The sequence below is a fragment of the Fretibacter rubidus genome, assembly GCF_041429785.1.
GTDB classification, from domain to species: Bacteria; Pseudomonadota; Alphaproteobacteria; order Caulobacterales; family Maricaulaceae; genus Fretibacter; species Fretibacter rubidus.
On sequence record NZ_CP163423.1, the window covers coordinates 381,426 to 401,537 of the forward strand.

At 51.4% G+C, this 20,112-nt stretch carries 23 protein-coding genes; 13 read left to right on the top strand and 10 right to left on the bottom strand.

Translation table 11 applies throughout. The features are described 5' to 3' along the window. Positions 1-52: 52 nt before the first annotated feature. Both AB6B37_RS01820 and AB6B37_RS01825 read left to right on the top strand, forming a co-directional pair. Complete coding sequence (locus AB6B37_RS01820) at positions 53-736, top strand: DUF1223 domain-containing protein (RefSeq protein ID WP_371397195.1); 684 nt, start codon at positions 53-55, stop codon at positions 734-736. Positions 737-1,121: 385 nt separating this feature from the next. After that, positions 1,122-1,502 carry a DUF2794 domain-containing protein gene (locus tag AB6B37_RS01825; protein WP_371397196.1) on the top strand — a complete coding sequence of 127 codons (381 nt, stop codon included), beginning with the start codon at positions 1,122-1,124 and terminating at the stop codon, positions 1,500-1,502. A gap of 60 nt (positions 1,503-1,562) precedes the next feature. Here the strand turns inward: AB6B37_RS01825 and AB6B37_RS01830 are convergent, their stop codons facing one another. Further along, the gene (locus tag AB6B37_RS01830) at positions 1,563-1,895 is read right to left on the bottom strand and encodes a hypothetical protein (protein WP_371397197.1); all 333 of its coding nucleotides are present in this window, start codon (positions 1,893-1,895) and stop codon (positions 1,563-1,565) included. A gap of 176 nt (positions 1,896-2,071) precedes the next feature. Further along, positions 2,072-2,803, bottom strand: coding sequence for a Bax inhibitor-1 family protein (locus tag AB6B37_RS01835; protein ID WP_371397198.1), 732 nt, complete (start codon positions 2,801-2,803; stop codon positions 2,072-2,074). Between the two features lie 166 nt (positions 2,804-2,969). Here AB6B37_RS01835 and AB6B37_RS01840 point away from each other — a divergent pair, with 166 nt between their 5' ends. Both AB6B37_RS01840 and thpR read left to right on the top strand, forming a co-directional pair. After that, positions 2,970-4,034: an aldo/keto reductase gene (locus AB6B37_RS01840; RefSeq protein WP_371397199.1), complete on the top strand. Its 1,065-nt coding sequence runs from the start codon at positions 2,970-2,972 to the stop codon at positions 4,032-4,034. Between the two features lie 22 nt (positions 4,035-4,056). Continuing rightward, positions 4,057-4,596 (top strand): RNA 2',3'-cyclic phosphodiesterase, encoded by a 540-nt coding sequence (gene thpR / locus AB6B37_RS01845; RefSeq protein ID WP_371397200.1) that lies wholly within the window; start codon positions 4,057-4,059, stop codon positions 4,594-4,596. Between the two features lie 12 nt (positions 4,597-4,608). On the opposite strand, the gene AB6B37_RS01850 is transcribed toward thpR, so the two are convergent. Continuing rightward, positions 4,609-5,877, bottom strand: a complete 1,269-nt coding sequence (locus AB6B37_RS01850) for a lytic murein transglycosylase (RefSeq protein WP_371397201.1) — start codon at positions 5,875-5,877, stop codon at positions 4,609-4,611. A gap of 209 nt (positions 5,878-6,086) precedes the next feature. Here AB6B37_RS01850 and ykgO point away from each other — a divergent pair, with 209 nt between their 5' ends. Beyond that, the gene (ykgO, locus tag AB6B37_RS01855) at positions 6,087-6,212 is read left to right on the top strand and encodes a type B 50S ribosomal protein L36 (protein ID WP_371397202.1); all 126 of its coding nucleotides are present in this window, start codon (positions 6,087-6,089) and stop codon (positions 6,210-6,212) included. A 99-nt stretch (positions 6,213-6,311) separates the two neighbouring features. Continuing rightward, complete coding sequence (locus tag AB6B37_RS01860; RefSeq protein WP_371397203.1) at positions 6,312-7,139, top strand: tetratricopeptide repeat protein; 828 nt, start codon at positions 6,312-6,314, stop codon at positions 7,137-7,139. A gap of 19 nt (positions 7,140-7,158) precedes the next feature. Here AB6B37_RS01860 and AB6B37_RS01865 read toward each other — a convergent pair whose 3' ends face one another. Continuing rightward, entirely contained in the window at positions 7,159-8,331 is a 1,173-nt protein-coding gene (locus AB6B37_RS01865; RefSeq protein ID WP_371397204.1) for a pentapeptide repeat-containing protein, read from the bottom strand. 76 nt (positions 8,332-8,407) lie between these two features. Further along, entirely contained in the window at positions 8,408-9,568 is a 1,161-nt protein-coding gene (locus AB6B37_RS01870; RefSeq protein ID WP_371397205.1) for a dipeptidase, read from the bottom strand. A 163-nt stretch (positions 9,569-9,731) separates the two neighbouring features. Here AB6B37_RS01870 and AB6B37_RS01875 point away from each other — a divergent pair, with 163 nt between their 5' ends. The 3 genes from AB6B37_RS01875 to AB6B37_RS01885 all read left to right on the top strand — a co-directional run bounded on the left by AB6B37_RS01875 (position 9,732) and on the right by AB6B37_RS01885 (position 11,993). After that, positions 9,732-10,001, top strand: coding sequence for a DUF2312 domain-containing protein (locus tag AB6B37_RS01875; RefSeq protein WP_371397206.1), 270 nt, complete (start codon positions 9,732-9,734; stop codon positions 9,999-10,001). Between the two features lie 88 nt (positions 10,002-10,089). After that, positions 10,090-10,719, top strand: a complete 630-nt coding sequence (locus AB6B37_RS01880; protein WP_371397207.1) for a hypothetical protein — start codon at positions 10,090-10,092, stop codon at positions 10,717-10,719. Positions 10,720-10,796: 77 nt separating this feature from the next. Further along, entirely contained in the window at positions 10,797-11,993 is a 1,197-nt protein-coding gene (locus AB6B37_RS01885) for a DUF4268 domain-containing protein (RefSeq protein WP_371397208.1), read from the top strand. An 87-nt stretch (positions 11,994-12,080) separates the two neighbouring features. On the opposite strand, the gene AB6B37_RS01890 is transcribed toward AB6B37_RS01885, so the two are convergent. The 5 genes from AB6B37_RS01890 to apaG all read right to left on the bottom strand — a co-directional run bounded on the left by AB6B37_RS01890 (position 12,081) and on the right by apaG (position 17,388). Next, positions 12,081-14,174, bottom strand: a complete 2,094-nt coding sequence (locus AB6B37_RS01890; RefSeq protein WP_371397209.1) for a prolyl oligopeptidase family serine peptidase — start codon at positions 14,172-14,174, stop codon at positions 12,081-12,083. Between the two features lie 200 nt (positions 14,175-14,374). Then, on the bottom strand, positions 14,375-15,319 hold the full coding sequence (locus AB6B37_RS01895; RefSeq protein ID WP_371397210.1) for a glutaminase: 945 nt from the start codon (positions 15,317-15,319) through the stop codon (positions 14,375-14,377). Between the two features lie 63 nt (positions 15,320-15,382). After that, positions 15,383-16,201 carry an inositol monophosphatase gene (locus tag AB6B37_RS01900; RefSeq protein ID WP_371397211.1) on the bottom strand — a complete coding sequence of 273 codons (819 nt, stop codon included), beginning with the start codon at positions 16,199-16,201 and terminating at the stop codon, positions 15,383-15,385. Beyond that, positions 16,201-16,764, bottom strand: coding sequence for an elongation factor P (gene efp, locus AB6B37_RS01905; RefSeq protein WP_371397212.1), 564 nt, complete (start codon positions 16,762-16,764; stop codon positions 16,201-16,203). Before efp ends, AB6B37_RS01900 begins: the two co-directional genes overlap by 1 nt. A 189-nt stretch (positions 16,765-16,953) precedes the next feature. Continuing rightward, on the bottom strand, positions 16,954-17,388 hold the full coding sequence (gene apaG, locus AB6B37_RS01910) for a Co2+/Mg2+ efflux protein ApaG (RefSeq protein WP_371397213.1): 435 nt from the start codon (positions 17,386-17,388) through the stop codon (positions 16,954-16,956). Between the two features lie 217 nt (positions 17,389-17,605). On the opposite strand from apaG, the gene AB6B37_RS01915 reads away from it, so the two are divergent. The 4 genes from AB6B37_RS01915 (at position 17,606) to AB6B37_RS01930 (ending at position 19,970) form a co-directional block, all read left to right on the top strand. Next, positions 17,606-18,631, top strand: a complete 1,026-nt coding sequence (locus AB6B37_RS01915) for a 2'-deoxycytidine 5'-triphosphate deaminase (RefSeq protein WP_371397214.1) — start codon at positions 17,606-17,608, stop codon at positions 18,629-18,631. A gap of 157 nt (positions 18,632-18,788) precedes the next feature. Further along, on the top strand, positions 18,789-19,238 hold the full coding sequence (locus AB6B37_RS01920; protein ID WP_371397215.1) for a hypothetical protein: 450 nt from the start codon (positions 18,789-18,791) through the stop codon (positions 19,236-19,238). Between the two features lie 112 nt (positions 19,239-19,350). Beyond that, positions 19,351-19,761 carry a hypothetical protein gene (locus AB6B37_RS01925; protein WP_371397216.1) on the top strand — a complete coding sequence of 137 codons (411 nt, stop codon included), beginning with the start codon at positions 19,351-19,353 and terminating at the stop codon, positions 19,759-19,761. Then, positions 19,761-19,970, top strand: a complete 210-nt coding sequence (locus AB6B37_RS01930) for a helix-turn-helix transcriptional regulator (protein WP_371397217.1) — start codon at positions 19,761-19,763, stop codon at positions 19,968-19,970. The genes AB6B37_RS01925 and AB6B37_RS01930 overlap by 1 nt, the downstream gene beginning before the upstream one ends. The last annotated feature ends 142 nt before the right edge of the window (positions 19,971-20,112 follow it).

Sequence of the window (20,112 nt, forward strand, 5' to 3'; positions counted from 1 at the left end):
CTGTGATGATATTGGCATTAGCGCAAAGGCCAAAGCTGTGGTTTAAACAGATATGATTTACTTAAAGCGCCCGATTACATCTGTTCTTTCTTTGCTCGTTTTCGCCTCTGCTGCGGCCTCCGCTCATGCAGGGGACGTGCCGTCGACTGTCGTGGAGTTGTTTACTTCCCAAGGCTGCTCGTCCTGCCCACCCGCCAATGCCTTTGTCGGCGCCCTGACAGAGGATACAGATAAGTTGGTTCTGTCCTATGGTGTGACCTATTGGGATTATCTGGGGTGGAAAGATACCTTTGGTGATGTGCGTTTCACAGAGCGTCAAAAGGCGTATGGCAAGGCCTTTGGCATTGGCAATGTATACACACCACAAATCGTGTTGAACGGCTCTGCCCACAGTCCGCGCTATCAACGCCGCGATATTGACACCATGCCGCTTAACGCGAAAGGCGGTCTGGATATCGACGTGACAGACGGGCAAGTCGTGATTACGGGTTTAGCTGATGTTGACAGCACGCGCCCCATTGTATTGGTCAGCTTCACACCCGGTTGGCAATCGGTTGATGTGTCCAAGGGCGAAAACAACGGGCGGACATTACGTCTCGCCAATGTCGTCACAGATGTGCAGCCTATTACGACGGACCAGACCGCTATCCGCGCGTCGGACGATACGGCCTATGCCGTGCTTGTCCATGATGCGGAGACAAAGAAAATCCTCAACGCCGCAGTTTATCGGCCTTAAAATTTATGATGCGCCAAAAATAAAGGCTCTGACGTGGGGCTGCACGCGTCCCCCCATTATCTAAAAAATAAAGGCTCTGACGCGGGGCTGGACGCGTCAGAGCCGTAAAGTCGGTCTTAATGGGGACAAGAAAACCGACCACTTTTGTCAAGAGGTTCGCCGCACGGGGGCTGGGGGGCTGATTAAAAACCGTGCTTCACATCTTGCCTCTCGACATGTTTTATATCCGTCTCAACCACGGCCAAATTGGGGCGAGATTGGGGCGTATTGTGAAACTTTCGCAACGCAGGCGAAAGGTGGTTGCTAAAACCTTAACTCACTACCCTATGCATAACGCCGCATAAATCGCGCTTGCAGCCTTATATCACGCCGCTATGATGGGGCCATGTCGTCTAAAATTGTGTCATTAAAAACGCCGAAAAATCCAAATGAGCCGCGCCGTATTTTCGCGGGTCAAAAGAACGAGCCGTCCCAAACCGCCTTTGACCGCCGAGAGCTGTCCATCATCCTGTCAGTGTACGGGCAGATGGTGAGCCAAGGCGAATGGAAAGACTACGCGATGGACTTCCTAAAGGACAAGGCGGTGTTTTCTGTCTTTCGCCGTGCGACAGAGCACCCTCTTTACCGCATCGAAAAGACGCCAGCCCTGCGTGATAAACAGGGCCAATTTAGCGTGATTGCGCCGGGCGGTCTTATCCTCAAACGCGGCCATGATTTACGCACGGTGCTGCGGGTCTTTGACAAGCAACGCTTTAAATCGGTTTAGTTGCGTCCATTAAAAAAACCGCCGTGAAGGGCGGGCTTAAACGTCATATGATGCAAGAGCCTAAGTGGCGGCTGCTGCGTTGGACATGAAGATGCGCTCGATTAATGTGCGCACGATCGCCATGACAGACGCGCCGCCAAAGACAGCACCCAGGCTGGCAAGGATTGCGGTCAGATATCCGCCAATGCCAGGAATGCCGCCTAGCGCAGCAGAGCCGCCCATCATCAAAAACACCGCCGCAATAATCGCGCCGCGGCGATGTTCATGATCCAAGAACCAACCACAGACCAACCCTAAGACCGCCAGAATGGCAGCATCATAGCCTGTGTTAATAAAGGCCAGTGCAATGGCCGCAATCAGGCCGATGAGCCAGATAATTTTTGCAAGTGACATAGTTTTCTCCCCTGTGTCGTTTTATTGCTGGCTGCGCGGTTCTATCTGGAGATGCCCCCATTGACTGCGTCAACCTGCCGCAGTTTGACTGATTTACGACGATTTTGCAATCAACTTCTAGTGGGCATAAAAAAACCCGCCATGAAGGCGGGTTTAATCGTGTTATGTTACCAACCTTATTCGCGGCCAAACAGGCTGAGCAAGATTTGGAACATGTTGATAAAGGCCAGTAGCAATGACGCTGCACCGTAAGCGGCCAGCTTGCCTTCCATCGCAGGATTACCAGCATTACCGTAATAGACCTGCTTCAGCATTTGTGTTTCCCACGCTGTAATCAGCGAGATTGCCGCCAGCGCGATAATCAGCACGACTGTGCCAAACACGCCGCCTGCAAAGGGGCTCAGCGATGGGAAGAACATGCCCAAAATGCCCAGGCCTACATAAGCCAGGAACGCCGCAAAGGCATATTTCACAAATGTCGACAGGTTACGCTGCGTTGAATAACCAAACAGGCTTAGCGCACCAAACATGGCAACTGTCATAAAGAAGATTTTGGCAATGATCATCGGATCCACGAAAGCCGCAATGGCTGACATGAAAATACCCATAAAGGCAGCAAAGCCGAAAAGAAAGGCTTGCACGCCACCAATACTCATTGTTGGCAATTTACGACCAACACCCGCAAAGATAAACGGGATGGCAAAGATAAAGCCGATAACAAGAATCGGGTTACGTAAGATGCCCATGAGTTGGGGATTGGCTTGGATTGCTTGACCGCCAAAATAAGCAACGCCAGCTGTGACAGCCATCGCCATTGCCATATAGCGGTAAGTGCCGAGCATAAAGCTACGGAGGCCGAGATCGACATCCGCGTTATTGCCAACGGCATTGTTATAATTCTGGTTCATATATCGCTCCATTCATTGTGAAGCCGGACGGATTTCTGCCCATGTCACGGCGATTACTATCAATATAGTGTAAATCGCTTGCAATACCAAGGATATCCGGCAAAAATCGGCAGTACAGGCCTGTTTTGGCCATACATTCTTCCTATAGCCCCGATAAGTTTTACCTATGACCTCTCCTTTTGATATGCGCCGATTAGGCCGTACCGACATAAATGTTACCTCTGTTTGCCTTGGCACAATGACATGGGGCGAGCAAAACACAGAAAAAGAAGCCCATGCTCAGCTGGATTACGCGCGAGGTGAGGGTATCAACTTCATTGATACCGCAGAGATGTATCCTGTGCCGGGGCGGGCTGAAACCCAAGGCCGCACGGAAAGCTATATCGGCAGTTGGATTAAGGCGCGGCGCAAGCGCGATGATTTTATCCTTGCGACTAAAGTCACGGGCCGCTCTGGCATGACATGGACACGGGACAAGACGGACGGCGGCATGACGCGTCACACGCGCGCGCAAATTGACGAGGCGGTGGAGAAATCCTTAAAACGTCTTCAAACGGATTATATCGATCTCTACCAACTCCATTGGCCTGATCGCGGTATGCCGGGGTTTGGCTTTCACAGCTATTATGATTACGACACGGACGATATGGAACCGCTGGCCGATATATTGGCCGTGCTTGCCCGCCACATAGAAAAAGGGAACATCCGTCATATTGGCATAAGTAATGAAAGCGCCTGGGGCACGATGAAATATTTGGAACTATCCAAGACCCAAGGCCTGCCGCGTATTGCCTCCATCCAAAATGTCTACAGCCTTGTCGCGCGGCGTTTTGATTACGCCCAAGCCGAAATTGCCATGCGCGAAGATGTTGGCCTGCTGCCTTATTCAATTCTCGGCATGGGTTATCTGACGGGTAAATATCGGGACGGCACCGCGCCCAAAGGTTCGCGCAAAGATTTGTTCCCGCAATTTTTGCAACGCTATCACAATCATGACGGCCCCGCTGCGATTGAAGCCTGCCTAAAAGCCGCCGATGATTTGGGCATCGACCCGGCCGTCTTTGCGCAGAAATTTACGGAAAGTCGTGCCTTTGTGACCAGCAACATTATCGGCGCGACAACGCTTGCGCAGCTTAAAGCCAATATTGACGCGCATAAGATTGAATGGACAGAGGATATGGAAAAAGCTGCCGATGATATCCACAAAAGGTTCCGCTCCCCTGTTTGTTAAATATATGTGCTAGATAGACGCCATGATTTTATTTTCCTGCCTACAACTGCCTGACAAACTTGTGCGCGACATTACCCGTGTTCAACGCGGGGTCGCGGGTGCGCGCTGGGTTGCGCCGGAAAAGCTGCATATCACCACGGGCTATTACGGTGATTTATCTGATGACCAAGCGGAAATGCTGGATGATGAGCTGGCCAAAATCCGTATCTCTGCTTTTGATTTACAGCTGGAAGGGGCCGGTCATTTCGGTAGCCTAGAGCCGCGCGCGCTATGGCTGGGTGTGAAGCACTCTGACGCACTGCACGCATTGCACACAAAATGCCGGGCGGCGGCGCGCCGGGCTGGTGTGAGCATGGAAAAACGCAAATATATGCCGCATGCGACGGTCGCTTACTTGCGTGAATTTCCGCCGCTTGACCGCGTGATAGCCTTTGAAAAACGATTGTCGCGCTTTAATACCGCGCCGTTTATTGTCGACCAAATGGTGATGATGTCGAGCCTACCAAAAGTCGGCGCGCAAAATATTTACCGCGAAGAAGCGACTTATCCGTTTCTTGGATGAAATGCCGTTTGATTAACGGCTGACCATAATCTTTTCAAACAGCTTTTGTTCGATATAGCCATCTGCCGTCAGTCCGTTCGCCGTCTGCCAATTGCGGATTGCGCGGCGTGTGTTGGGCCCGACAATGCCGTCTGCGCCCTTGGTATCATATCCCAATGCGGTGAGCTTGGCTTGCATCGCTTTCAAATCCGTGCGCCCGACTTGTTTATCACTCTTGGGCCAAGGGGCCGTGATTGTCGCGCGGTCACGGTAGGCTTCGGATAAGGTTGCAATACCGAGCGCGTAGCTGGTTGAATTGTTATACTTTTTGATAACATCGAAATTTTTAAAGGTCAGAAATTTCGGGCCTTTCGCGCCAGCAGGCACCAGCAATTTTGCTTCTAAAAAGCCTGCGTCCGCCGACCAGCGTTGTCCTGTGATCGGGGCGACGCCCAGCGCGCTCCAGTCATTGACGCTCATTTTGCGGCCGTCTGCAATGCTGTAATCAAAGCCTTGGGCTAATTTGACTTCAGTATAAATCGGTTCTTCAAGACGCCAGCCAAAGCGCGACAGATAATGCGCGGCAGAACCCAGCGCGTCAGCTTCGCTTTTCCATAAATCCTTATTGCCATTATTATCAAAATCGACGGCATAGTCGCGAAAAGTGGTTGGGATAAATTGTGTCATGCCCATTGCACCCGCCCAAGAGCCGACAAGCTGTGCAGGACGGACTTTCCCGCTTTTGACGATATCGAGTGTGGCAAATAATTGCTCTTCGCCAAATTTTGTGCGGCGACCCTCAAAGGCAAATGTGGCCAATGCGTCAATAATATAATGCGTACCAAGGATACGGCCGTAGCTGCTCTCTAGCCCCCAAATCGCGGTCAGAACATAGGGGTTCACGCGGTAGCGGGCTTCTATATCCGCGAAAAGGGCTTGGTTCTCGCTCAGCAGGGCCTTGCCGCGCGTGACACGGTCAACAGACGTTGTTTTATCGACATAGGCCCAAATCGGGCTGTTAAATTCGGGCTGCGTTTTGTCACGCTCTAGCGCTAGCGGGTTAATCTTGGCGGGGCTTATCATTGCGCGCACAATGGCCGGGTCATAGCCGCGGTCAATCGCGCGGCTGGTAAAGTCTTTTTTCCAAGCGTCAAAGCGCTGGTCTTGCGTAAGCTCCACTTTTGTTACCGTCGCAGCGGCGGTGACATTAACCGCGTCATTGGCAACGGCTTTTGGTGTTGCGCATCCCGCCGAGATGACGGCTGACGTTATGATGATAGAGCTAAGCGTACGTATCCACATGATATTAGATTACCGATTCGAGGCTGGCATCGCCAGCGCGTTTGACAGTTGAATGATCAAACCTATGGTCATTATGCTTAATAAAGCCTGACTAAGCGCGGGATAAGGCGTGAAATTATCCTGTTTAGAGGTGATTTCTGGCGTTGACTTGCGCCGTACACTTTCCTATACGCCGCGTTCAAGTTTTAACAATACGAAAGCGCGTCCCCATGAAAGTCCGCAGCTCACTCCGTTCTCTAAAAAACCGCCACCGCGATTGCCAAATTGTGCGTCGTAAAGGTCGCCTTTATGTCATTAACAAAACGGATCCCCGTTTTAAGGCACGTCAAGGCTAGCCCTCTGGCATTTAACATCACGGCCTGCGACTTTGTGGGCCGTCTAATTCTGCTAACGCCTCTTGCCAATTCTGGTCGGGGGCGTCAGTGTATCAGCCTATGAGATATTTGAGCGTCATATTGTCCACTGCGGCCTTTGTTTTCGCACAGCCCAGCTTTGCTCAATCACAGTCGGAGTCACAATCGATTGATGAGCTGCTGAATGAGGCGAACCCGCCGAGCGAAAATACACCAGTTCCAAACACACCCGGAGAAGTCCCCCAAGTTGACCCCGACGCCGATGTGCCTGATGCGCCCGATATTGCGCCCCTGCCAGAGCCTGAAACGCCAACTGATGATGATATAGAAACGCGCACGCTGACCATTAATCCGCCTGTGTCTGGCAACCTGCCAGAGGTGACCATCACAGAGCCCGATTACTCCGATATGACAGAGGCGCAAGAACGCGCGGCGCGGCTGGACGCCTTATTTGCGCGCCTAAAGTCCGAAGACAATACAGAGGACGCCGACCTTATCGCCGAGAGTATTTGGGCGATATGGTTGGATAGTGGGTCTGATAGTGTGAACTTGCTCTTGCGGCGCGGCACGGCGGCGGAAAAACGCGGCGATGATAAGCTTGCCCGCACGCTTTATGACCATGTCACAACACTGCAACCTGATTATGCCGAAGGCTGGTCCCGCTCTGCTCGTCTGGCCATTGAAGAAGACGATTTATCCCGCGCTTTATCAGAGGTGACGAAAGCCCTCATCCTAGAGGAACGCCATTTCTACGCGCTCTGGACGCTGGGCAATATATTTGAGCGTATTGGTAAAACCGATGCCGCGTTCGAGGCCTATTCCCAAGCCAACGCGCTTTATCCAGAGCTTAAAGCCGTAAAAGACCGCTTAGGCGTTCTGCGCCAATCGGTCGAAGGTGACGCGCTTTAGGGATGGTTCGAAGGCTATTTTAACAACCCTTAGGTATATCAGGTCTTTTCGATATAGTTAGTTCATAATAGTCTGAGCGTAATCCTGGGTCGCAGCTTTTGATAATTTCGCCATCTGCTATATTCTTTACAGGCCAGTCAGCCCACTGCCACACTTTACAGCCTTTAGGTATGTCAAAGTCAGATGTTTCTAGATTGGCATCTAAAACCCAATCTGGTTGAAAACCAAGATTCGCTTTTGTTTCCCTTAAGTTGGCTGAGCAAAGACGCGGTAAAGGCACACCTTCGGGAAGCGTTGGCGGATAATCGGCCCATGCCCAAACGCCTTCTCGCCACGTGTCTGTAGGTAATCCTGATGCCTGTCGCAGGTTCGTATTAGTAATATTTACCTTGTGGAAGCTCGCTCCCTGAAAACTACATTTTATGCAGGTGGAGTTCTGAAAATCTACCCCGCGAAAAACAGCATTTTTAAAATTCACACCCATAAAATGACTATTTGAGAAACGGCTGGATGTTATATTCGTATCCTCCATAGACCCTAAGTAATGAATTGTGTCATGAAGTGTTGATTGGAAGAAATCAGAACCCATAAAATTCCCACGCAGGAAAAAGACATGTGAAAAGGTAGAGCTTTCAAACTTTGCACCAGTTGCAGAAAAGTCACGTAGCTCTAATGCGTCCATGTAGTTAAACTCGAGCAACAAACGATTGGGATCATAGCCCTTGAATAAATCCGAGCGGCCAACAATCTCCCAATTTGGGAAAATCAATTCAGGGTCGCAGGCATACGTGTCTAAGAATCCACGTGACACAAGTTCTCCGTTGAATTCGTGACACGATAAATCTAATCCTGAAACTAGAGAGGTTTTATTTAGTAGATAGTTTAGCGCTTCGCCGAAGCCTCCAGATCCCATTCGTTTGTCAGAGAGTTTTGCCCACGCCTGCATTTCCCGCGCAAAGCTGGCTTCCTCGCGCTCAATGGTTTGGGCGGCACGCTCGCGTTTTAGTGCGGGGTTTTCAACAAATACCTTCCAACTTAAATCTAACCACAAAGCAAGTACGGCAAGAATAATGGCAATGACTTCGAGCCGTTTAAACTTCTCCAGCAAACCTTTCAGCCAGGTTTTCTCATTCGCGGTTGCGGAGGTTCCGTCCAAAATGTCTTTTGTTAGGTCCGTATTTTTATTATACATAGTTGCTATTGCTCTGTTTTCTATTTTCCAGCCAGACTGCTATAATTGACTTAGACGGTGCTGATAACTCAGCATCCTACTGCGGTAAATTTTGCGCAAAATAACGATACGCGTTTTCGCCCATGATTTTACGGATATCGGCCTCAGGCACATCGCGCTCCAACAGGGCATGTGTGATGGCGGCAAGCTCTGATGTGTCGAGCGAGGTGGTCACAGTTCCGTCAAAATCAGAGCCAAGCGCGACCGCGTCAATCCCCAGCACATCGACCGCATCGATTATGGCATCGGCAATGCCTGCGGGGGAGATATCACATATTGCGGGTTCAAAATAACCAATGCCGATAATGCCGCCGCGGTCTGCAATCGCTTTGGTCAAGTCATCAGGCAGGTTTCGGTTTTTACTGGCCGCGCAATGCGATAACACGCCGCCGTGGCTAATGAATATTGGCGCATCGGTAAGGTTAAGGACGTCGCGCACGACTGCCTCAGAGCTGTGGGCGACATCAATCATAATCCCTTGGCGTACCATTTCTAGTACCGCTTCGCGCCCAAATTCTGTCAGCCCGCCTTTGGCCGCGCCGTGCATCGACCCGCCAAGTTCATTGTCAAAGAAATGCTGCAACCCCATGGCGCGGTACCCCTCATTATAAAGCCGCGCGATGTTCTCTAACTTGCCTTCCAGCGGATGCGAGCCCTCGGTCAGAAGAAGCGTTGCGATGACCCCGTCGGGCGTGTCCAAATCACCCGCGCGGCGCACAATTTTAATTCCGTTTTTCGGGTCACGTTCTAGCTTTTGCAGACGCTGCGCCTGATAGGCGGCGCGTTCATAAATGCTGTTCCATGTGCGCGGCGGCCAAAGCTGCGCCATGGCGAGCAACTTTATATCATCGGGGGCGTCTTCTGCGTTTTCGCCAAAGTTCAGTCCACGGGGGGATTTGGTCACGGCGCTAAAGACTTGCAAATCAACGCCGCCCTCCCGCAGGCGCGGGATATCGACATGGCCGTAGTCATGGCGTTTTGCGGGGTTTCTTCGCCATAATAATGTATCCGTATGAAGATCGGCTATCCGTAGCGTCGGGTGAAGTTTTTGCGCCGCGATAAAAACGGGATGCGGGGGGTGCGGATTAACAGGGTTCATCTTGGCGTCTGTGCCGGGGACAAAGACGCTCAGATGATACCAAAGCCCGCCCGCTACCGCGGCCAAGAGCAGTAGTCCCGCAAGTTTTGTTTTCGTCATGACGGCTCCCCTTTATCTGGTACTGTAAATGTGGCGCAGCCATCTCATTTCGTCCACAATAAACTGCACCGCCCGTCTTTGCATTTTCAGTTCCCCGTGTAGCTTGCCGTGATAACAAGGCCCTAAAGACAAGGCTCTGACCACGCAGCTTAAGGATATGGCTATGATGACTGATGAACAACGCGCCGACAGCATGGGCGATGCCACACGCGAAAAACTAAAGCAATTTATCGCGCGCATCGAACGGCTGGAAGCGGAAAAAACAGAGCTTGCGGCTGATATCCGCGAAGTTTACGCCGAGGTCAAAACCTTTGGCTTTGACACCAAAGTCATCCGTAAGGTCGTGTCCCTGCGCAAGCAAGACGCGATGGAACGCGCAGAGCAAGAAGCGCTGCTGGATATGTATATGGAAGTCGTGGGCGACGTCGATTAACAGAACAGCCGCTTAACGCGCCAGTCGCTTAACGGGCCGCGCGGTAAGGGCGCTTAACAAAGCCTGACTTTAGGCCTATGGTCAGCGCGTGAGTGATTATGACAAACAACAGTGGCAGGCCGAACAAGCCGCCCGCGACGCCGCCCTTGAGAAGCAGCGCGATAAAGAGCGCAAAGCGCGTGAGCGCTCGGCCCGTAACGCCAAACGCAAATTAGAACGCCTCCATAAAAAGCTCGAAGAGAGCGGCGATCTGACCGATTGGGAAGATGAATTTGCGGGCAGTGTGCGCGAACGGCTTGATGAATTTGGCTCCGCCTTTAATGACCGCGAAAAAGGCCGCCCCGGCGACGCCCTATCCTTTGCGCAAAAACGCGTGGTCGCGAGCCTGAATAAAAAAGTCAAAGACGCCAAACGCGCCGCGCAAGATAGACAGGCTGAAGATGGAAACAGCGAAAGCGAGAGCGAGAGCCGCTTTAAACCCCGCCGCAGCAGTTTCAAATCCAAGAAAAACCCAAAATTTCAACCTCGCGTCAGGCACATAGAAGACGATTTTGAGGACGCGCCGCCGCCCGAATTAACACCGCCCAAAAAACAGCCTTTCATCCCAAAGTTCGCAGTCGAGGACGGGAAGGCATCAAAGGCAGAGACACCACCAGAGAAACCCAAAGCCAAACGACCGTTTCTACGGATTGTGAAAAATGACGGGGATGGGGACTAGACTGAACGACATTTTTTTGAATTCATTTAGCGTGCGCAAGCAATGATAGTAAACACCAACTGAACTCTGGAAATAAAATGAAAAGCTCCGCCCCTCTTTTTATAAACGCAATTGGTGACATCACGCCCTTCCAAAGGTTAAGTTTCACAGAGGTTGATGACCGGGTTGCTTATAATGAAGCCTTCTTAGATGAGCTATTATTTGGGACGCCAGATTTATTGCCCATAGAAGCGTTTGATAATGCTTTTAGTGGCCCTGTTCCAATCTGCAAAGAATTGCCAACATCTGCGGGCCCGCTTGATATTTTATATGTGACACCCACTGGGCGGATTGTCATTGTTGAAAATAAGCTGTGGCGCAATCCAGAATCGCGACGCAAAGTAGTGGCTCAGCTTTTAGATTACACGTCGGCCCTTAGTCGATGGAGTTATGAAGATTTACAAAGGGAAGTATCTCGAAAATTGGGGCAGGGCGGCAATGCTCTCTATGAGATTGTCAGAAAAAAGAATCCAGATTTGGACGAAGCTAGATTTGTCGATGATGTGTCGAAAACTCTAAAGCATGGCCGTTTTCTTTTATTGATATGTGGGGATGGTATCCGTGAGGGCACAGCGAACATAGCATCATTTCTCGACCGCAATACGACATTAGATTTTACTTTTGGTTTGGTCGAAATCGCGATTTATGGGTCTCCAAATAATGAGCGGCTGGTTGTGCCTAACGTCATTGCCAAAACACAAACGCTGCACCGCACAGTGATAAAATTACCCGATGGTCTCACGGTGGATGAGAGCCCTGACGCCTTAGGCCGTGATGAGGAACGGTCTCTAAACCCTAGAGAAGGTGCATTGAAAATTTTTTGGGAACAGCTTGTGACGCAGATTAACTTTGATGACCCTGCGCAAATGCCACCAAACCCAAGTTCCAAAGGCTATGTTTCGTTGCGAATGCCTTCGCCCAAAGCTTGGATATTGCTATATTTTGATAAGGCAAATGATGTGATCGGGGTGAGCCTCTCGTTCAACAGGGGCGCTGATGGGGACGCCATCTATCAATATTTGCTTCAGGATCAGTCTGCGATTAACGCCGAAATTAGTGGGGCGATAAAGTGGCAAAGCGACGGTCAGAAACACGTCATTCGTCTGACGACCAAAGGGCGTGACCCCAGCAACCAAGCCGATGCTGCAAAAGCTCAAAGGTGGTTCCAACAGGCGAGCAATAAATTCGTCAACAGTTTTCGACCTAGAATTCAAGATTGGTTTGACGAACAGTAATGGGTTAAAGATATGCCCAACTTTCACCATCCATAAAAAAGCGGCACCTCTCAATGCCGCTTTTTTGTCTGAAAGCTATAGGCGCGCCTACTCCTGACTGTCGCCGTCTTTCTCATCATCTTTTTTATCCCAGCCGAGTTTTTCTGAGATGTTCAGATCAAAGTCGGGCATGGGATCTTTGCGTGTGGCGTCTTCTGAAAGATAGGTGTCCATCCAGCGCATGAGGCGGTAGGCATAATCAAGGCGAGAGGCGGATTTGCGGTTCCCATGGCCTTCTTCGGGATAAAAGACGAGGCGCACGGGTGTATCTGTGCGCACTTTCATAGAGCGGTAAAGCTCCATGCTTTGGCTGGGGTGGACGCGTGTGTCCTTCTCGCCGTGCATGATAAGGGTTGGCGTTGTTGATTTACCCGCGTGGAAAATCGGCGAGCGTTCCAGCAAATTCATCCAGTTGTCTTCCCATGGCCAGCGGATTGAATGCACAAGATGCATTTCATTGGGAATATCGCTGGTGCCAAATTTTGAGATTTGGTTGGAAATACCGACAAACGCGACAGAGGCGGCGAAATGCTCAGATTGTGCGGTGGCACCCCACATAGAGGCATAGCCGCCGTAAGACCCGCCCGTGATACCGACGCGATCTTCATTAATGATGCCCGCTTCGGCGAGCGCGTCGACACCGTCCACAAGGTCATTAAATTCTTTGCCCGCATAGTCGTCTTGGTGTTCTTTGGCAAAGGCCACGCCGCGCCCGGTAGATCCGCGGTAATTAGGATAGAAAACGGCATAGCCGTCACCTGCACCGAACTGCCCCGCGAGGGAATAGGCGGTCATCCAGCCATCGGAATAATGCGCCTCTGGCCCGCCGTGCACCGTCAAAATTAGCGGCCAACCGCCCGCTGGCTTCGGGCCTTCTGGCGTGATCAACAGGCCTTGAATTTCGCGACCGTCACGGGCCTCATAGGTAAAGGTGGTTTGCGGCGCGAGCGTAATATCATCCAGCCAGCTATTGATATGGGTTAGCTTATCCACGCCAAACCGTCGGGCGGTAAACACTTCGCTGGGATGCTTTGGGCTATCGGCGGTAAAGAAAATCTGGCCGCGGCGCCCGACCTCAACATTGCGGGCAACAATATCGTCAGGGGTCGAGAAAGTGCGCTCTTCATTCCCAGACAAGCTATAGCTGACGATTGCGCTTTCAACGCCGCGGTGGGCGACCGTCAGGATTGAATTACTATCGAGCCATTCAACGTCGACGATATGTTGCAGCGCGTCAGGCGTTAATTGATCAAAGCTCCCGTCCGCCAGATTGGCGACCATCAGAATGCCGTCCGATGTATCGCTAATATCTGTGCCAGCTTGAAAGGCGATACGGGCATTATCAGGCGAGATAACAAAACTGCCAAGCTTGCCCGGTGTTTTAACTTCTGTGCGCACATTGCCCGTCTCCGCATCAAGGACATGTAAGCGGCTTTTCATCAGCACGTCATCAATCAGCGCCGTCGGCACAGCAGAGATAACCAAGCTCTCGCCATTGGGCGAAAGCTCTAGCCCTGTGACGTGCTTATCATCAAATAGCTTTTCGGCTTTTGCCGCATCATCTGTGAGCGATACGCGCCAGGCGATACCCATTTTAAGGTCTTCCTCATAGGCATAGGCGTTAAAGCCCTTTTTCTTTAGCTTTGATGTGTCTTTGCCTTTTTCAGTCGCCACGAAATAGGCTGTCTCCCCATCGGGCGAAATGGCGTAATCGCCAATGCTGGTATCGTGTTGAAAGACTTTTTTGGCTTCCCCACCTGCAAGCGGTATTGCGTAAAGACTATTGGTTTTATCCTCACCCCGGCGCGTACGGAAATAAATCATCTCACCGTCGGGGCTAAATTGAATGCCGCTTACGCCGTTTTCACCTGTTGTGAACAGCACAGGATCATCGCCCGGGCGCATGACATAAAGTTGACTTACGGCAGAGCCGTCTTTTTCGCCCTCAAGCAGGTCTGGATATTTCGACACGGTGTAAGCAATGGTTTGACCATCCGGCGCAACGGTCAGGTTCCCGGCGTTTTGAATTTTACCAATATCTTCAATTTCCATCGGCGCGGCCATAGCAGGGGCCGCAATCAAACAGGCCGCCGTAATGGCCAAGGTGGATACAAAACGATGTGCGCGTAGTTTGATGCTCATGAGACGTCCTTTGAAATTAAGTCAATCAATATTCAAAATACGCTAACTGAATGCACGCAGATTTCAAGGGAGAGGCCATCAACAGTTTGTTATGACGGGCCGCATAGATAGAAGCTTACGAAAGATATTGTCACCGAAGGAATTTACGAAAAGTTCAGTTTTTGCTTCATCCTCGTGAAAAAGGTTTACCGCTATGTTACTTAACGGTTGGATCTGAAGACCGACCAACCCGTTCGCTGCACTAAGCGTTCTAGCGCAATCATGCCCAGTTGTGAGTTTCCGTGGCTGTTCAGACCTGGGGACCAAACGGCGATCGATGCTATGCCCGGGGCGACGGCTAGGATTCCGCCGCCGACGCCTGATTTTCCGGGTAGGCCGACACGATAAGCAAACTCGCCCGACCCGTCATAATGTCCGCACATCATCATCAAGGCAAGAATACGTCGTGCACGCTGCTGCGATATAATGGTATCTGCTGTCCCGGGGTGCCGCCGCCCGCCGCACATAAGATAGCGTCCGGCTTTTGCCAGTTGCTGGCAACTCATGGACAAGGCGCAAAAATGAAAATAAGTCCCTAAAGTCTGTTCAACTGGATGAACAATATTGTCAAAAGCTCGCATGTAATTACCCAATGCGACATTCCGAAATCCTGTTGCTTGCTCGCTTTGCGCAACAGCCTTATCGATATGGATTGTGTCATCCCCAGCGACCATTTGCATAAAACGGATAAATTCTCCTAAAATTTCACTGGGTTTATAGCTAGCCAGCAAAACGTCAGCGACGACAATGGCGCCCGAATTTATAAAAGGGTTTCTTGGAATACCGTGTTCTGATTCAAGCTGCACAATGGAATTAAATGGGCTGCCTGATGGCTCCCTCCCAACACGTGTCCATAGCGCGTCGCCAACGGACCCCAAGGCCATCGTCAGTGAAAAAACCTTGCTGATACTTTGTACAGAAAAGGGACTGTGGGCGTCTCCCGCAGAGTAACAGTCTCCTGCGTGATCGATAATTGTTATGCCAAACTTATCCGATGAAACGGATGCCAGAGATGGAATGTAGTCAGCAACTTTCCCGCGAACGACCTCCCGCGCCATCTCGCCTGCTATGTCGTCAACGAGGCTCTGTAAATCGACGTGGGTCATTTGGAGTCTCTACGAGGTTAAGCCCAATCTATACTCAAAGGTCTTTATCGTAGCCTTGGTCCGCTACACCACCCGTTTATGCAATTGCTCAAACAGCGCTTCATTGGTCACGATTGGGTCGCATGCCTCCATGACGTCACCGCCGGATAGGCTCTCGACGCGAAGGCCGGCTTCGCGGGCAATGAAAATGCCCGCTGCGATGTCCCAGACTTGCAGGTCGCGTTCCCAAAATCCGTCGTAACGGCCCGCAGCTGTCCAGGCGAGGTCAAGCGCAGCAGAGCCAAGACGGCGCACGCCCGCAGAGGCGCCCATAACTTGGTGCAATTCTTTTAAGAATTTCGTATGACCTTTTTTGCCCAAAAACGGGATACCTGTTGCGAATAGACTTTCCGTGAAAATATCACGTTTGGCAGGCCGCAGGCGGCGATCTGCCCCGCCGAGACGACCATCATTTAAAAACGCTCCTTTGTCTTTTTCAGCAAAGAACATTTCGTCATTGATGGGATTATAGACAAGGCCCGCTACAATCACGCCTTCGCGTTCCAGCGCGATTGAAACGCTAAAATGCGGAATGCCGTGCAGGAAGTTTGTTGTCCCGTCGAGCGGGTCAACGATAAAGCGGTGGGTCTTATCCGTGCCGCGAATTTCGCCCGCTTCTTCCATTAAAAATCCGTAGCCCGGGCGGTCACGGCGCAGTTCCTCGAATATAATTTCTTCGGCCTTTTGATCGGCTTTTGACACAAAATCAGCGGGCCCTTTGCGCGCGATTTGTAAATGCTCGACCTCGCCAAAATCACGTAGCAAACTGCGCGACGCTTTGCGGGCGGCGGCTTGCATGACTGTCATTAAAGGTGAAAGCCCTGGAATAAACTCGCCAGCCATTAATCTGCTCGCTTCACATAGGAGCCGTCTTCGGTATTGATGATCAGCCGTTCGCCAACCCCGACAAAGGGCGGCACATTGGTGCGCACGCCATTTGACAGCGTCGCAGGCTTAAAGCTATTAGCCGCCGTTTGGCCTTTGACGACAGGTTCTGTGTCTTCGACTTCTAATGTGACTTGTTCTGGGATAGAGATGTTGATCGCGCGCTCTTCATAGAACTCAACATCGATTTCCATACCGTCGCTAAGATAAGCCGCGCGGTCGCCGACAAAGTCTTTGTGGAGGTGGATTTGCTCATAGGTCTCGCCGTTCATAAAGACGAGCATTTCGCCGTCTTCATACAGGTAGCTGTGTTTTTTCTGCTCTAGCCGGACTTTTTCGACCGTCTCAGCGGCGCGGAAGCGCTCATTAAGTTTACGCCCGTCTAGCAGGTTTTTAAGCTCGACTTGGTTAAACGCGCCGCCTTTGCCAGGTTTCACCGCATTACATTTGACAGCCACCCAAAGCGTGTCTTGGTGCTTGATGATATTGCCTTGGCGGATTTCATTGCCGTTCATTTTCATGGCGTGTCTCTTTTATGTGTATGCGCCGCGCTATTATATTGGGGCGCGCATGTCTGTTTGGCGCTGCCTTAACAGGCGCGCCCCAGTTTGCCAACACAGAATGGCTTTGCCAATACATCAAGCTGTATCGGGGACGCTAAATAGGGAGGGGCGGTCTAGCTAAAGGCGCGGTCTAGTTAAAGACGCTGTCTAGTTAAAGATGGGCGGCTGATGCGGGCTATCTAGTAGGAACGGCGGGATATCGACTGTGAACGTGTCACCTTCGGGGGTTTGCATGCCGTAATTGCCCATCATCATGCCCGATGGGGCCGTCAGCGGTGCGCCCGATGTATAACGGAACGTCTCGCCGGGGCGTAGCACAGGTTGTTCGCCGACAACACCAGATCCGCGCACTTCTTGGACTTGACCGCGACTATCGGCGATTTGCCAAAAGCGCTCTACGACTTGTAGGTCAACTTCGGTGCAGTTTTGTATCTCAACCGTATAGGCCCAGATAAAGCGCGACTCGGATGGTGATGATTGTTCGTCAAGGTAGTCAGGTTCAACCCGCACGATAACGTCTTTCGTGCGCTGTTCATATAACGTCGCGGGCGGCATGTTAAGCTTAACTGATGATGTGTCCATGAACCCCGCCTTTATTATAGCCACAAAATATGATCTTGATCGATTCTGCGACGTGTCTCTCTCGCCCCTTAATGCGCCGCGCAAGAGGGAGGCGCAAGCGCTTTACCCAGCTTTAGCGGTATTTTTATACGCTTTCATCTGACACGCGAAAGGCTTGCACCAGAATGGAGGCGTGATAGGACAGGCGTTAGATTTTACGTCACAAAAGGTGAGACGCGTGAGCCGCAAAAACGGAATATTACCAGAGCAAGCCATTCGGGCCTTGATTGATGACGGCGCTGTATCTGCTTCTGCCCCCATGGGCGGGGAAGACGGTTTACCAACACAAATTCAACCAGCCAGCCTTGACCTGCGTCTTGGCACTGTTGCCTATCGTATGCGCGCAAGCTTTTTGCCAGGCGCGGGGCGTAGCGTCATGGATGCCGCCAAAGATGTGGTCATGCATAAAATCGATTTGACAGCGGGGGCGGTGTTGGAAACGGGCTGTGTTTATCTGGTGCCGCTGCAAGAAAGCTTAAATCTACCCAAAAGCCTCGCGGCAAGTGCTAATCCCAAAAGCTCGACCGGGCGGCTTGATGTCTTTACGCGCGTTATTGCCGATGGGGCGGATGCCTTTGACCGTGTCGATGCGGGCTATAACGGGCCTTTATATGTCGAGATTGCACCGCGGACCTTTTCAATCCTTGTGCGGCCCGGTGACAGGCTTGTGCAAATGCGCTTTCGACGGGGCGTTTTAAAAGAACTGTCCACGCAGACTGTGTCAATTGACCTAAATGGGGCTGGCGTCATTGGTTACCGCGCCAAACGTCATGCGGGATTAGTGGACCTGCTTAAAGTTGGCGGCCATGTGGCGCTTGATTATTGGGAGCCGCTGGTGGCGCGCGGCGGCACATTAGTGCTCGACCCAGAGGAGTTTTACATCCTCGCCTCTAAAGAAGCTGTCTCTATCCCCGAAGACCAAGCGGCCGAAATGGCCCCTATCGCGCCAGAGATCGGCGAATTTCGCGCGCATTATGCAGGTTTCTTTGATCCCGGTTTTGGTGTTGATGCGGCCGGCGGGGCAGGGAGCCGCGCGGTGTTAGAGGTGCGAGGGCGAGATGTGCCGTTTATTTTGCGCGATGGACAACCCGTGGCAAAGCTCGTCTATGAGACGATGACGGAAACGCCCGCCGCATTATACGGTCAAAATGGTAGTCATTATCAAGCCCAGGGCCTTCGCCTGTCCAAGCATTTTAAGGACTAAAAGGGCCCGTCAAAAACGCTTAAATTTTTTGCCTATTATAATGCATATATAGGGCCGTGATTTTTGGCGTGATTTTCGGCGCTTTTCGACACCGGCCTATTCAGTCCGCATTCAGCGTAAATTGGCTATGACAAGGCTCACATCACAAAGGCTCCTTATGCGTATTTTTATCCTTCCTGCTTTGGCTCTAACACTCACGGCTTGTGCCTCCACACCTAAGACAGATATGCTGACGCAAGGACTGGATCAAAGCGCGATGCAGTCTGTCGTCCCTGATAAAGCTATGCGACAGTCTAGTGACCCTGTTTGCGCGCAATTTTACGTTAATGCGCAGAACTACATTCACGCGGCCAATACGCCGAGCCAAGGCTCTCGCTTTATGACCAATGTTGGTGTCAGCGTGCTGTCTGCTGTCGTGGGTAGCGGCGTGGGGGCAGGCATTGGCTCGCAAGTCGGGCGGGTTGCTGTCCAATCCGCCGCAAGCCAAGCGATTTACCAGGGCAGTGGTATTGCCTTGCAGGAATTATCCAAAGACAGCACGTCCGAGGCCAAAGTCATAGAGACAGCCGCGCAATTGCGATGCCCTGTGGCCTTAAAGGCAGGCTAAGCTGGCGGTCGTCGCGATTACGGTTATGACTATGACTAGGCTGTAAAGCGTCCTTGACATGTAAAGCGTCCTTGTCTATGACAAGGTAACTTGACATATAAAGGAGACGTCAATGACCCCTAAAGCCGCGCGGACGCGCTATTTTAAAGTATTCGTGCCAGCCATGGCTGGATATGTCGGCAGTATGTTTTTAGCCGCCGCCATTTTAGACAAAGAGGCGCCGCCAAGTGTCTTGGCTGTTATTTTGGCGCTGATCCCAGCGCTGTGTATTATGGTGTGGATGTGGGGGCAGGCGCGCTTCATATCAGAAATTGATGAGTTTCAGCGCAAAGTTCAGATCGACGCGCTACTCGCGGGCCTCGCTATGACGCTGGCCATATGCACGGGCTGGGGATTGCTAGAGATGTTTGCCAATGTGCCGGCACTGCCGATCTTCAATGTCATCGTGATTTTTGCCTTTTGCTACGGCCCAGCGTCCATCGTCATAAGCCGCCGTCGCGGTGCTGACTGCGTGGGGCTATAGTGAAAAACAGTTTAAAGGCACTCCGCGCTGAAAAAAACTGGTCGCAAGCGGCACTGGGTGAGCGGCTTGATATCTCTCGGCAGAGTGTAAATGCGATAGAGACGGGTAAATATGACCCGTCATTGCCGCTGGCCTTTAAAATTGCACGACTGTTTGGCTGCCAGATTGAAGATATTTTTGACGACGATATAAGTAATTTTGAGGTTTAGTCTGATCAATCTGTAAAAAGTTGAGAGGAATGTGTTTTATTTCAGGGCGAATGACCCATCGATTCCCGCGTGATTCAGGGGCCTTCATCCAGTTTCATCTATTGATAAATTGCTTTTTAATATTTTATGTGCTACCAGACAC

Excerpts from the sequence above, each read along its gene's own strand:
- AB6B37_RS01820 (WP_371397195.1), top strand. The coding sequence starts at position 53 with ATGATTTACTTAAAGCGCCCGATTACATCTGTTCTTTCTTTGCTCGTT.
- AB6B37_RS01825 (WP_371397196.1), top strand. The coding sequence starts at position 1,122 with ATGTCGTCTAAAATTGTGTCATTAAAAACGCCGAAAAATCCAAATGAG.
- AB6B37_RS01830 (WP_371397197.1), bottom strand. The coding sequence starts at position 1,895 with ATGTCACTTGCAAAAATTATCTGGCTCATCGGCCTGATTGCGGCCATT.
- AB6B37_RS01835 (WP_371397198.1), bottom strand. The coding sequence starts at position 2,803 with ATGAACCAGAATTATAACAATGCCGTTGGCAATAACGCGGATGTCGAT.
- AB6B37_RS01840 (WP_371397199.1), top strand. The coding sequence starts at position 2,970 with ATGACCTCTCCTTTTGATATGCGCCGATTAGGCCGTACCGACATAAAT.
- thpR (WP_371397200.1), top strand. The coding sequence starts at position 4,057 with ATGATTTTATTTTCCTGCCTACAACTGCCTGACAAACTTGTGCGCGAC.
- AB6B37_RS01850 (WP_371397201.1), bottom strand. The coding sequence starts at position 5,877 with ATGTGGATACGTACGCTTAGCTCTATCATCATAACGTCAGCCGTCATC.
- ykgO (WP_371397202.1), top strand. The coding sequence starts at position 6,087 with ATGAAAGTCCGCAGCTCACTCCGTTCTCTAAAAAACCGCCACCGCGAT.
- AB6B37_RS01860 (WP_371397203.1), top strand. The coding sequence starts at position 6,312 with ATGAGATATTTGAGCGTCATATTGTCCACTGCGGCCTTTGTTTTCGCA.
- AB6B37_RS01865 (WP_371397204.1), bottom strand. The coding sequence starts at position 8,331 with ATGTATAATAAAAATACGGACCTAACAAAAGACATTTTGGACGGAACC.
- AB6B37_RS01870 (WP_371397205.1), bottom strand. The coding sequence starts at position 9,568 with ATGACGAAAACAAAACTTGCGGGACTACTGCTCTTGGCCGCGGTAGCG.
- AB6B37_RS01875 (WP_371397206.1), top strand. The coding sequence starts at position 9,732 with ATGATGACTGATGAACAACGCGCCGACAGCATGGGCGATGCCACACGC.
- AB6B37_RS01885 (WP_371397208.1), top strand. The coding sequence starts at position 10,797 with ATGAAAAGCTCCGCCCCTCTTTTTATAAACGCAATTGGTGACATCACG.
- AB6B37_RS01890 (WP_371397209.1), bottom strand. The coding sequence starts at position 14,174 with ATGAGCATCAAACTACGCGCACATCGTTTTGTATCCACCTTGGCCATT.
- AB6B37_RS01895 (WP_371397210.1), bottom strand. The coding sequence starts at position 15,319 with ATGACCCACGTCGATTTACAGAGCCTCGTTGACGACATAGCAGGCGAG.
- AB6B37_RS01900 (WP_371397211.1), bottom strand. The coding sequence starts at position 16,201 with ATGGCTGGCGAGTTTATTCCAGGGCTTTCACCTTTAATGACAGTCATG.
- efp (WP_371397212.1), bottom strand. The coding sequence starts at position 16,764 with ATGAAAATGAACGGCAATGAAATCCGCCAAGGCAATATCATCAAGCAC.
- apaG (WP_371397213.1), bottom strand. The coding sequence starts at position 17,388 with ATGGACACATCATCAGTTAAGCTTAACATGCCGCCCGCGACGTTATAT.
- AB6B37_RS01920 (WP_371397215.1), top strand. The coding sequence starts at position 18,789 with ATGCGTATTTTTATCCTTCCTGCTTTGGCTCTAACACTCACGGCTTGT.
- AB6B37_RS01925 (WP_371397216.1), top strand. The coding sequence starts at position 19,351 with ATGACCCCTAAAGCCGCGCGGACGCGCTATTTTAAAGTATTCGTGCCA.